This is a genomic window from Paenibacillus sp. FSL R7-0048, assembly GCF_038004505.1.
In the GTDB taxonomy this organism is placed as follows: Bacteria; Bacillota; Bacilli; order Paenibacillales; family Paenibacillaceae; genus Paenibacillus_AQ; species Paenibacillus_AQ odorifer.
This window is the reverse complement of sequence record NZ_JBBORF010000001.1, coordinates 6,716,527-6,728,815: the sequence shown is the minus strand read 5'-3', so window position 1 is coordinate 6,728,815 and position 12,289 is coordinate 6,716,527. Positions and strand designations below refer to the sequence as shown.

General features: G+C 43.8%; 14 protein-coding genes. All 14 read left to right on the top strand.

All coding sequences use genetic code 11. The features are described from left to right. Positions 1-2: 2 nt before the first annotated feature. The 14 genes from NSQ91_RS29850 to fliB all read left to right on the top strand — a co-directional run bounded on the left by NSQ91_RS29850 (position 3) and on the right by fliB (position 12,124). Complete coding sequence (locus NSQ91_RS29850) at positions 3-725, top strand: response regulator transcription factor (RefSeq protein WP_036681509.1); 723 nt, start codon at positions 3-5, stop codon at positions 723-725. A gap of 135 nt (positions 726-860) precedes the next feature. Then, positions 861-1,304: a glycosyltransferase family A protein gene (locus NSQ91_RS29845; RefSeq protein ID WP_076123908.1), complete on the top strand. Its 444-nt coding sequence runs from the start codon at positions 861-863 to the stop codon at positions 1,302-1,304. 137 nt (positions 1,305-1,441) lie between these two features. After that, the gene (locus tag NSQ91_RS29840) at positions 1,442-3,454 is read left to right on the top strand and encodes a DEAD/DEAH box helicase (RefSeq protein ID WP_076303594.1); all 2,013 of its coding nucleotides are present in this window, start codon (positions 1,442-1,444) and stop codon (positions 3,452-3,454) included. Next, entirely contained in the window at positions 3,451-4,305 is an 855-nt protein-coding gene (locus NSQ91_RS29835; protein ID WP_256716465.1) for a ComF family protein, read from the top strand. The genes NSQ91_RS29840 and NSQ91_RS29835 overlap by 4 nt, the downstream gene beginning before the upstream one ends. Before the next feature lie 169 nt (positions 4,306-4,474). Continuing rightward, the gene (locus NSQ91_RS29830) at positions 4,475-4,885 is read left to right on the top strand and encodes a TIGR03826 family flagellar region protein (protein WP_076124340.1); all 411 of its coding nucleotides are present in this window, start codon (positions 4,475-4,477) and stop codon (positions 4,883-4,885) included. Between the two features lie 103 nt (positions 4,886-4,988). Next, the gene (gene flgM / locus NSQ91_RS29825; RefSeq protein ID WP_036678454.1) at positions 4,989-5,276 is read left to right on the top strand and encodes a flagellar biosynthesis anti-sigma factor FlgM; all 288 of its coding nucleotides are present in this window, start codon (positions 4,989-4,991) and stop codon (positions 5,274-5,276) included. Positions 5,277-5,288: 12 nt separating this feature from the next. Continuing rightward, positions 5,289-5,789, top strand: coding sequence for a flagellar protein FlgN (locus NSQ91_RS29820; RefSeq protein ID WP_036678457.1), 501 nt, complete (start codon positions 5,289-5,291; stop codon positions 5,787-5,789). Positions 5,790-5,843: 54 nt separating this feature from the next. Continuing rightward, entirely contained in the window at positions 5,844-7,427 is a 1,584-nt protein-coding gene (gene flgK, locus NSQ91_RS29815) for a flagellar hook-associated protein FlgK (RefSeq protein WP_076303595.1), read from the top strand. Positions 7,428-7,442: 15 nt separating this feature from the next. Beyond that, a complete protein-coding gene (gene flgL, locus NSQ91_RS29810) occupies positions 7,443-8,360 on the top strand; it encodes a flagellar hook-associated protein FlgL (protein WP_076303596.1) in 918 nt (305 codons plus the stop codon). 15 nt (positions 8,361-8,375) lie between these two features. Beyond that, positions 8,376-8,942: a DUF6470 family protein gene (locus tag NSQ91_RS29805; protein ID WP_076303597.1), complete on the top strand. Its 567-nt coding sequence runs from the start codon at positions 8,376-8,378 to the stop codon at positions 8,940-8,942. 108 nt (positions 8,943-9,050) lie between these two features. Continuing rightward, the gene (locus NSQ91_RS29800) at positions 9,051-9,497 is read left to right on the top strand and encodes a flagellar assembly protein FliW (RefSeq protein ID WP_076303598.1); all 447 of its coding nucleotides are present in this window, start codon (positions 9,051-9,053) and stop codon (positions 9,495-9,497) included. 1 nt (position 9,498) lies between these two features. Then, positions 9,499-9,741, top strand: a complete 243-nt coding sequence (gene csrA, locus NSQ91_RS29795) for a carbon storage regulator CsrA (RefSeq protein WP_076303648.1) — start codon at positions 9,499-9,501, stop codon at positions 9,739-9,741. A 243-nt stretch (positions 9,742-9,984) separates the two neighbouring features. After that, a complete protein-coding gene (hag, locus tag NSQ91_RS29790; protein WP_076303599.1) occupies positions 9,985-10,815 on the top strand; it encodes a flagellin Hag in 831 nt (276 codons plus the stop codon). Between the two features lie 76 nt (positions 10,816-10,891). Beyond that, a complete protein-coding gene (gene fliB, locus NSQ91_RS29785; protein WP_076303600.1) occupies positions 10,892-12,124 on the top strand; it encodes a flagellin lysine-N-methylase in 1,233 nt (410 codons plus the stop codon). Positions 12,125-12,289: the final 165 nt, after the last annotated feature.

The following is a 12,289-nucleotide window of genomic DNA, read 5'->3' as shown; positions in this document are numbered from 1 at the left end:
TGATGGAGAACTTAAACTCTAGTAAAACGCCCATTAAGGTTCTTTTGGCGGATGATCATCAGCTTTTTCGTGAAGGGCTGAAACGCATTTTGAATATGGAGGAGGATATCGAGGTCATAGGGGAGTGCGGCGACGGTATTCAGGTATTAGAGTTTTGTAACGGTACTAAACCGGACATCGTATTGATGGACATCAATATGCCTGTTGAGAATGGCGTAGAAGCCACTCAAAAACTTCGGGAAATGTTCCCGGAGGTTAAGGTAATTATTTTATCCATTCATGATGATGAGAGTTATGTATTTGAGACCCTTCGTAAGGGCGCCAATGGTTATTTATTGAAGGATATGGAGGCCGAATCCCTTATTAATGCCATTCGTTCGGTCTGTGAAGGACATGCCTTTATCCATCCAAAGGTTACTGGAAAGCTTATCAATCAATTGCGGCGTATGACTTACCTTAACGAGACTGGTGTAACTACAGATACAGTGGTGAAGGAAGCTGGTGTTAAATTTATTGCTGGCGACAACAATCCTCTGACCCGTCGTGAAGCAGAAGTGCTGCGTCTAATGGCTGAAGGTAAGAGCAACAAAATGATTGGTGAATATTTATTCATTAGTGAAAAAACAGTTAAAAACCATGTTAGCAGTATTTTGCAAAAAATGGAAGTGGATGATCGGACTCAAGCCGTTATTAATTCGATTAAATATGGCTGGGTAACCTTGTAGAAGCTTCACGGTAATACGTTACATATAGGAAAGAAATTAAGTAGACACAGCTTGCTTCCCTGATGGGTGTTCTAGGCAGTCACCGACCTTTTAATGCCGGCATATAGTGTTGGTATACAGAGGAGGTGCATCTCCATGGTAGCCCAGTTGATATGGATTGCGGTTGTTTATGTATCCGCTGCAGTGATGATTCATATGTTGCATAACCGGCAGAAGGTGCGTAAAACACCGCAGTCCGGAAAATGGATTCATTATATTTTTATTACCCGCAATCATGAATCTGTTGTGGAATGGTACATTCGGGCACTGACATTTCAAGCTCTTCTAACCGGAAAACGATTGCGAGTAACGTTCATGGATGATGGTTCGAGCGATGGAACACTTGGGATAGTTTCCAAAATGGCCGCTAGCGGCTGCTCTATCGATCTTGCAACATCTATGTACTCTCTTCAGATGAGTGAAGAATTGCAGCATGAAGGAATTGTAGTAGACTTGCGGCTGTCAGGGCAGTCTGTATCGCTGCCTTTTATGGGGATGGCAGGAAGTAGGGGATGCGAATCAAAGCGCAACAGATCTTAAGTAAATATGTAAGTAACGGGTGAAGCACACTCTCCAAGAACTGGGGGAGTGTGCTTTTTGCATTTGGGGAGACGGAGTCGTGAATTTGGGATCAAATATGGAGTTGCTAAGTACAAGCGAAAGGTAGGAGGGATTTTATGCAAGTCGCTGTATATGCTGTGGAATGCAAGGGGAGCTGGAGGGTTGGAATTTCATTAGATCTTAGCGTGGATAGATGGTGGTGGTCTGTAGCTAGACCGGAGAAGAAAGCTGGGAGTTCCTTAGCGGCGAATAGTTTGGTTCTGCTTTCTTCTGCGTTACCGCTAGGGTGGGCTGTGAAGCTCCGGGACAACTTTAAACAAAGAAGCGCAATGAGCACCTGGGGGATTAAGGAGTGGGGGCAATATATTAATAGTATGCTTGAGGCTGAGTTGAGAGAGGAGAAAGAGGCAGGGGGACTGTGGGAGGCTCAGTGGTTGAATGATGGAATATTCATATGGAAGCCTAATGAATCAAGTTTCGGAATAGATCAGGACAATAAGAAGAACGAAAGATACGATTGGTGTGAAAAAGAGGATTTTGAATCTGGATTACTAGAATCGGATTCAGAACAATTATTGCGGGCTGTGGCCGGGCGCTCTTTATTGGAGCCGGAAGTAGAAGCGCTGCTGGCAGAAGAATTGCCAGAGCTAGGGGGTTGCTGGCGCCAGGCGGCACAACTGGCGTATCTGCAGGGGCGGCTGTTGCTTACAGCCGCCGTAGGCAGTGCGACCCCGGCTGCGCAAGGGGCGCGGGCCCGCCAGCTCCCTGCGGGTGCTGGCGTTATGATGCGTGCGGCGGCTAAGCTGCCGCACGTATTGCGGCGCGGCGCTGTCGCTCGCCGCGCGGTTTCGCGCTGCCTGCGTTGCGGCAGCGTGCCCACCGGCCGCACGGCATGCGCCGCGTGCGGGCTTATGGGCTGCGCCTATTGCGAGGCCTGCCTCGCGCTTGGGCGCAGCCGGGCTTGTGCGCTGCTGCTGCGCAGCGCAGCACTTCCGGCCGTGCGATGCACGGCCGCCCTTGACCCCGCCGCGGCCGCAGGCCGGTGGGGGCTGAGCCCAGCGCAGGCGGGAGCCGCTGGCGCTGCGCTGGGTTTTCTGGCGGAGCCGCGCAAGCGCTCCGCCACTTCATGCCCAGAGCGGTTTCTGCTCTGGGCGGTAACGGGAGCGGGGAAGACGGAGATGACCTTCCCGCTCCTAGAGGCAGTGCTCGCCGCCGGAGGGCGGGCGCTGGTAGCGACGCCGCGACGCGACGTCGTACTTGAGCTCGTGCCGCGGCTCGCCCGGGCTTTTCCGGCGGAGGTTATCGCCGTACTCTATGGCGGCAGCGCAGATCGCTGGGTGAGCGGTCGCTTAACGCTCTCGACCACCCATCAGCTCCTGCGCTTCCATCAAGGTTTTGATCTCGTAATCATCGACGAGCTGGATGCGTATCCTTACCACAATGATCCTATGTTGGCCTATGCCGCTGAACAAGCCTGTAAAGTGGACGGCTCTTTCATCTATTTATCAGCTACTCCACCACAAGAAATGCAGCGTTTGGTCCGGTTAGGCAAGCTTCCACATGCCAGAGTGCCTGTCCGCTTCCATGGTCATCCCTTGCCTATCCCGCAGCATTTGAGTATACCCTCGGTTCTGACCTGTCTAAAGCGTGGAAGTTTGCCAAGATCGCTTATACAAAATCTTCAAAAGTCACTGGAGCGAAAAGCACAAATTTTTCTATTTGTGTCTCGAATAGCTCATATCGAAGGATTGCTGATCCTACTTCGTCGTAGCTTTCCCGGCGTGGTTATTGAAGGCACCTCGTCCAAGGATTCATTTCGGGCAGAAAAGGTAACTGCTTTTCGCAACCGTATCATCTCTTTGTTAGTGACTACTACGATCCTGGAACGGGGAGTTACCGTGCCACGCAGTGACGTATTTATTTTGGATGCAGACAGTGGTCTTTTTGACGAAGCCTCTTTGGTACAGATGGCAGGCCGTGCTGGTCGTTCTAAAGATGATCCTGATGGCCATGTTGTATTTGCCTCCCCTCAGTGGAGCCGATCCCAGCGTGGAGCGATTGCTCAGATTCGTACTATGAATATCATTGCTCGCCGCCAAGGATATATTCGTAAAGGTGGGGCTATATGAATACCAAGCTTACAAGGTTCCGAAAATCCCTGTCTTTCCTCCTTACCCCCTCCGTGCCTCAATGTCTAACCTGCGGGAAGCACAGCCCACAGTCCTCACAGCTGCCTGGTATCTGTAAGAATTGTGCGGAATCCATTCCTTGGATACGCGCTCCACGTTGCTTGATATGTGGGCGGCATGTAGGCTGTCCAGACTGCACTCGCAGCGCTGAGCCCTCACCCATTGTATGTAACCGGAGTGCGGTAGCCTACACTAATGAGATGAGAGAATGGCTCGGTCAATATAAATATCGCGGGAATGAACGATATGCCCCTCTGCTTGGACTCATGCTGGATAGGGCATATTTAACCCTAAAGGAGGAAAAGCAGCAGGGGGCTCTTTTATCTCAGAAAGCATCTTTTTTTCATCTTATTCAACATAAAAGGTACATAAAAAACAGCCTTTGGTCAGCTGATTTATTAGTTCCGGTACCTGTCAGTGATACCAGGCTTCTAGAACGGGGCTTTAATCAAGCGGAAAGATTGGCCGATGTCCTATCTCGGCATAGAAAGATTCCACAGCTACCGCTACTAATTCGTACACATCATACAGGTAAGCAGAGCTTTAAAGGACGTGCGGAGAGACTGGCAGATATGAAGAATGCTTTTGGAGCAAATCCGGCAGTCTCCACACTATTTAAGGATTGGCTGAAAGATAACTCACCTATAAGCCGTCCTATTCGAATTATTATTGTTGATGATATCTATACAACCGGAAGCACGATTCGTGCTTGTGCCGAAATTCTAAAACAAATGGTTTCTAACTATGATTATGCTGCAGAAATCTATAGCCTAACCTGGGCGCGTTCCTAAAACGCGAAAAATGCATGATTGTGAACAGCTATATCCATTCCATTAAGGATTAGTTGCGGTTGGTAGCGTTTCTTCTGTCCCATAGACGAATTCCTTGCAATCATGTAATCTAGGAGCATAAGAATATTATGCATTGCACAGAATGTACGGAGAGGAGCGGCTGCTTGTTATGAATCTAGACAATTGTCCAAGGTGCGGCCGGTTGTTTGTCAAGAATCTTATGGGGTTGTGCTCGGCCTGTATCAAAGAGCTGGAGCATGAATATGAGATCTGCGTGAATTATTTACGGGAAAACAAAGGAACCAACATTCAGGAGCTCTCCGATGCTACGGGGATTTCTATTAAAGAGATTACCCGCTTTATTCGCGAAGGCCGGATTTCTATAGCTAATGCACCCAATATGATGTACCCTTGCGAAGTGTGTGGTACACTGATTCGGGATGGCCATATGTGTGACAGCTGTCGTAGCCGGCTCAGGAAAGATCTCACGAATGCTGTCAAGGAAAATTCTGCTGAGGATACTACTAAAAAGACATCTGATGGTGCATATCGTGCCATAGATAAGCTGCGTGACCTATAAAATCTGCAAAAAAACGTTTGCAGCTATAAAGAATGTTTCAGTCTACGCCGATAAACTTAGTAAAGATTATCGGCTTTTTTATATTAGAAGGAAGGTGGAAGTTATGAAAATTAACGAGACCGGACGAATTAACGCGATTAATCCGTATCAACGCAGCGCGGAAGCGCAAAGGCAGGAACAAATGAAGAAAAGCACACGCAAGGATGAGGTTTCGATCTCTGATGAAGCGATTCAACTCTTGCAAGCACAAAACACTGGCAAGAATGATCCAGAACGCGCACTTAAGATCGACAATCTAAAGCAGCAGGTCTCCGCAGGTACCTATCAAGTTGATGCATCTAAGCTAGCAGAGAAACTCGCCCCTTACTTTAAGCAATCCTCCGAGAATTAGGTGAAAACATCCATGGCATTGACGACATTAATAGAACTATTGGAGCGGCTAGATGGAGTGCATGTTCAAATGCTGGATCTGGCCGCTGAAAAGAAACAGACAATTATGGATAACAAGGTGGATGCGTTAATCGACATCCTTAACCGTGAATCCAAGCTAATGAAGGTAATTGGGCAGCTCGAGGAAGAGCGAATATTAGCCGCATATACCGTTTTGCAAGGTGTGGGTATTCGTTCCAACCTGAACCTGAACCTAACGGAGCTGTCCAGGCTTATATTTGACCCTGAAGACAAGGCACGACTGCTGCATATTCAGCAGAAGCTTTCGGGCACTTTGCATCGCCTGAAAGAAGCCAATGACCTAAATCAGAAGCTGATAGAGCAGTCGCTTACATTTATAGATTATTCTTTGGATCTGTTGGTCGGAAGACCAAATCAGGATATCACTTATCATCGTCCGTCCGACAAAGGTAACAACGTAAATCGGTCGGGGATTTTTGATGCACGAGGTTAGAATTGTACTGATGAAGTGTTCTGCCGGAGCAGAACATAAGGAGGAGTAAGAAGCATGACATCCACATTTCACTCGATAGAGACGGCGAGACGCAGCCTTTTTACTCAGACCGCAGCTCTTAATACAACTGGACACAATATCGCTAATGCGAATACCGAAGGTTATACTCGTCAACGTGTTAATATGCAAGCCTCTTTACCTATTGAAGCGTACGGATTGTTAAAATCTACCGTTCCAGGTCAAATGGGTACAGGGGTGGAATTCTCATCTATCGATCGGATTCGAGAAATGTTTCTGGATGATCAGTACCGTGGTGAGAACGCTGCTTTCGGCAACTGGAGTCTTCAAGCAGATACGCTCTCTAAGCTGGAAGCTATCGTTAATGAGCCATCGGATACAGGCATTCGTACAGTTTTGGATAACTTCTGGAAATCGTGGTCGGATCTAAGTAAGAACCCTGAAGATCCAACAGCCCGTAAGATTGTAGTGCAAACTGCACAATCTTTGACAGATGCTATGAACTACATGAGCACGCAACTGAATAATCTGGAGCGGGATCTAACCACTAATATAGATGTTAAGGCAAAAGAAGCTCAAAATTACCTGACTGCTATCGCAGATCTAAACAAATCAATCTATAAGATTGAGGGTATGGGGGATCATGCAAACGATCTACGTGATCAACGCGATCTGATGGCGGACAAGCTCTCCAAAATTGCTAATATTACTGTTGTAGAGACGGAAGAGGGTTATAACATTTCTCTGGGTGGACAACCTCTCGTAGAGGGTGGAGAAGTTACCGCAACCGTAGATAGTGCATTTCTTAATAATGCTTATACCTCCGGAACCTTGAAGGGCGGCGAGGCATACGGTATGATTTTCTCCAATAATACCTATGTTGCCGATTACAAGAAACAGCTCAATGATTTGGCCAGTACTATTGCTACAGGTGACGTTGAAATTACAGTGCCAGCTGGCTCCAATCTTCCTGAGGGCACAGTGTTGACAAGTGATGCCAAGATTACACAAGCTGACGGTACCGTAGTTACTTTGACCGCTGGTCAGGCCATGCCTAAGGGCGCAACAATGTATGAGGACGCCAAGACCATTGTCAAAGGGTTTAACGGACTTCACAAGTTAGGTTACGCGATGGATGGAAGCGTCGGACGCGATTTCTTTGTAACATCAGGCGAGGCTGGAACGATTAAGCTAAATCCGGAAATTGCTGCGGATGTGAATTTATTCGCAACTTCGTTACGTACAACTGTTGATGCGAATGGAAATACGCAAGTCGTTAAAGGAAATAATACGTTGGCACTCTTATTGACTAGCCTGAAGGATAGTAAATTTACTAAGCCAGACGGTAGTGTAAGCAACACTGTGGGAGGGCTTTTTAGCTCTATGGTTGGTCAGCTGGGTATTCAATCCCAAGAGGCTGCGCGTCAGACGGATAACTCAGATTATCTCGTAGAGCAAGTTAACTCCCGTCGTCAATCAGTCAGCGGCGTTTCTCTGGATGAAGAAATGTCGAATATGCTAGTGTTCCAGCATGCTTATAGTGCGGCAGCACGTTTTATGACTACTTTTGATGAACTGCTCGACAAATTGATTAATTCCACCGGCACAGTCGGCAGATAAAAGGAGATATAGCGTATGTTGAGAGTAACCTCTAACATGATGAATTCACAGCTTCTGCTTAACTTAAACCGTAATGCACGTACAATGAACGACACACAGCTACAGCTTGCCACAGGACGTAAGATCAACAAAGCTTCCGATGATCCAGTGGGTATTACTTATTCTCTCCGCTATCGTGCTGAGCTTTCATCTAACGAGCAGTACACCAAGAATGTGGATAGTGCCATTTCATGGCTTGATTATAATGATACGGTACTCGGTCAGGCTGGAGATGTTGTTCAGAAGATTCGCGAATTGACAGTACAGGCAGCGAGTGGAAGCAATCCGCAGTCTGCACTCGATAGTATCAATGAAGAGGTTCTGCAGCTAAAAGAACAGCTTGTGGACATTGCTAACAGTACACTAAATGGTAAATATATCTTTAATGGCGAACAATACACCACCAAACCATATGATTTTACTAAAGGTGCAGACGGTACATACGATGTATCTAAACCGATTACTACGGATACTGGGCAGATTCAGTTTATTGTAGGTGAAGATGTGCGTATGCCAATTAGTACTACCGGTAATGATTTATTTGGTTATACTGGGGATGCGGATAATCTGTTCAGTATTATTAATACTATTTCTGCTGGGTTAAAATCTGGTAATCTTAGTACAGTATCTGGTCAACTTGATAAAATCGATACACGTGTAGAGACTATTCTATCAGCACGTTCCGAGATAGGGGCTAAGACTAACCGCGTTGAATTGATGCAGGATCGGCTAAGTGATTTAAATATTAATTTGACGGAACTTCAAGCTAAGACAGAAGATGCAGATTACGAAGGTTTGATTATGGAGTCGAAGATTCAAGAGAATATTTATAATGCTTCCCTTTCTGTAGGCGCTAAGATTATATCTACAACTCTAGTAGATTTTATTAGATAACAGAGGTGGTTCTCGTTGCTGCAGCCGATATTGCAAATTCGTCAGACTCCTGCTTTGATTGGAATTGATAATGAGCAGGGAACATTTTCGATTACTCAGCCTAAACCTGAGGTCAAAATAACAACCACTCCAGGGAAACTTACGGTTCAATCTTTTAGGCCAGAGCTTACCATAGATCAGTCCCGAGCTTGGGCAGCCTATAATGGTGGTAATATGTTCGATATGAACAAACGAATATATTCAGGTATTCAACAGTTATATCTTCAGGGTATTGCAAAAAAGGTCGAGCAAGGCAATCGGATGGCCCAGTTTTTTAAGCCCGGAAATACCATTGCCGAAGTCTATGGAACAGATACCGAACCAAATTCATTTCCAGAGATTCGTGGTCCGGCATCATTTGACAATGTAGATATTCATATAGAAACGAGAGCACCACAAATCGATTTTCGAGCCGCAAAAGTGAATATTCAAGTGGTAAGACATGATCCTGAAATTGAATATACCCGTGGCAAGTTAAATATTTATATGCAGCAATATGCTTCCATAAAGTTTATTCCACCGGAAGTAAATCTTCAAACGTAGCTCTTAAGCTATAGACGTGCCAGAAAGCGCCTCTATAGCTTTTGTGTTATAAATAATAATCTTAATGGATACCAGTTTCGTGAGCGAAACTTTTGAGGAGTGGGCAACTTGATTATAGAAACACTATCTTGGGGTAAACTAGAAGTGGATGAGGAGCAGATATATCATTTCTCCAAAGGTATACCTGGATTTGATGAGGAAACGGACTTCGTCTTAATCACGATACCTGAGACGCCTTTTGGGTATTTACAGTCTATAAGAGAAAAAGGATTATCCTTTCTGTTAGGAGATCCGTTTTCTTTTTATCCGTCCTATGAATTCGAACTGCCTGATGATGAGGCTGAAGAGTTAGGGATCGATACAGAGTTGATCGTCCGTTGCATTATTACGCTGAAGGAATCAGTCGATCAGTCGACGATCAATCTTCTGGCTCCAATTGTTATGAATCCTTTAGGACATTCCGGTAAACAAATCGTTTTACATAGGACTCCTTATCATACGAAACATAGTTTGGTGCAGGAGAAGTCAGTTATAGAGGGAAAGGATGGTGGATAATATGCTCGTACTAACCCGTAAAAAAGGTGAGTCTATTATTATCCAAGATCAGATAGAGCTGACAATTTTAAGTGTAGACGGTGATACGGTGAAGGTTGGTATCTCTGCCCCAAAACATGTAGATGTTTTTCGCAAAGAAGTGTACCTATCGATTCAAGAAGCCAATCGCGAATCTGTTGCTCCGCAGCAGTCTGATCTGAGTGCATTAATCCATAGCCTTCGTAGTGAGAGTAATAATAACTAATCAACATATCGCATATAAGGAATCCAAAACCTGAGACTGCACAAATGCAGATTCAGGTTTTTTATTTAGTTTGAGAGATTTCTCCAAAAAAAAATTCAAAAAAACTTCGAATTACTCTAAACACTTTGGTACTTGCCGTCGATATATGAAGTAGACGCTGAATCGGCAGGGCGGCCGACCTTAATGGTTCGGCGTTTACCACATGGATGTGGAACTAATTTAATTTCAGGGAGGAAATATCAAATGATTATTAACCACAATGTTACAGCTTTGAATACTCACCGTCAATTGGGTGCAAACACTGCAGCAACTAGCAAGAACATCGAGAAATTGTCTTCAGGTCTTCGCATTAACCGTGCAGGGGACGACGCTGCAGGTCTTTCGATCTCCGAAAAAATGCGCGGTCAAATCCGCGGTTTAGACCAAGCATCCCGTAACTCACAAGACGCGATTTCCTTGATTCAAACAGCTGAAGGTGCTCTTGGCGAAACTCATTCTATCCTGCAACGTCAACGTGAACTTATTGTTCAAGCAGGTAACGGAGGAACATTAGCAACAGAAGATCTGACAGCTATCAAAGATGAAATTGCAGAATTAAACAATGAATTAACAGGTATTTCCGAACGTACAGAATTCAACGGTAAAAAATTGTTGGATGGTAAATTTGACGAAGATTTCCAAATTGGTGCTAATGCAGCACAATCACTTAATTTGAAAATTGAAGGAGCAACTGGTAAAGGTTTCAGTGCGACTGATTTAGGTGTCAACGCGCTAGCTCCTGATGGTACAACTGCTAAATTTGATACTGACGTTAAACTTGTAGATGATGCAATTAAATTGGTTTCTGCTTCCCGTTCTAAACTTGGTGCAAACCAAAATCGTCTAGAACATACTATTAACAACCTTAACAATGCTTCTGAAAACCTGACTGCAGCTGAATCCCGTGTTCGTGATGTTGATATGGCGAAAGAAATGATGGATCAAACTAAAAACTCCATTCTTGCTCAAGCTGCTCAAGCTATGTTGGCTCAAGCTAACCAACAACCACAAGGTGTGCTTCAATTGCTTCGTTAATCTTTAACGATAAGAAAAGGAATGGGATTCCCATTCCTTTTTTTATATAAACTAGTCTATAAGGGGTTAATCATAAATGACATCGAAATTAGTTGAAACGCTAACTCCTCAATATGTCAAAGAATTTACTTGTATTGGTTCGGCCTGTGAAGATACGTGCTGTGCAGGATGGCAAGTAACTGTGGACGAGCAAACATACAAGAAATATAAAAAAGTTAAAAATTATAAGATCAAGTCACAACTAGATGAATATGTGATTCGCAATCGTTCAAACCCTACAAAGAATAACGTAGCGAAAATGAAAATGAATAACTCAAGGTGTTCATTCTTAAATGAGGAAAATTTATGTGACATTCAATTGACCTTAGGAGAAGAAAATTTGTGCAATACCTGTGCTGTTTATCCTAGAATAGTTCATAATGTAAACGGTGTTGTTGAACGTTCATTAACTGTATCTTGTCCTGAAGCAGCTAGGTTAGTCTTGTTGAGTAAAGATGGAATTAGCTTCGATCAATTCAAAGAATCCCCCTCTACAAGGGATGTAACAAGAGCAACCATTCATACGAATAAAGAAGTAGCTTCTGATTGGAAGGACTATTTCAATGAATATCGTTACGTGACTATTTCCATACTGCAGAACAAAAATTATACGCTGGAAGAACGTTTGCTCGTTCTAGGTCTACTTTATAACGAACTACAAGAATGCGTGGATAACGATCGAATAAATGAGATTCCCGACATCTTTGGGCAATATATTACAAGTGTAGAAAATAACGCTCTCCAAGGAGCATTTGAAAATATACCAAATCGATTAGACATTCAACTTCGATTAAGCAGGGAACTTGTCGTATTACGTTTGCAATACGAAATTACTTCATCTAGATATTTAGAGTGCTCAGGAGAGATGATGTCTGGTTTACATATTGAAAAAGATGCTTCAGACGAAGAGATCCTTGAGAATTATGCATCTTCTTATGAAAAATACTACGCACCTTTTATGCTTCAGCATGAATACATGCTTGAAAATTACCTTGTCAATTACGTGTTTAAAAATATAATGCCTCTTGATAGTGATTCTTTATTTGAGAGTTATACTCGTATGATCTTGCATTATTCTTTAATCAAGATCCATCTAATTGGAATGGCAAATTATCATCAAACCTTAACCGAGGACTTGGTAGTTAAACTTGTACAATCCCTCTCAAAGACATTTGAACACAATAAGCTATATTTTAGAAGAATAATGAAATTAATAAAAGATAACGATTTTATGAAGTTAACATATATGTCCATTTTGATAAAACATTAGTAGAGTTATATTTTCCAAACCTAGGAAGAAGGCCTACAGAACTGCTATGTAATATTAATAAGTGAATAAGAAATCTTCGATTATCTAGGTTATTTTTATCTATGCCATATCACTTTCAGTTCGTGGAATGTTCTGGACTCAAATACACTAGGACATTAATTAAAC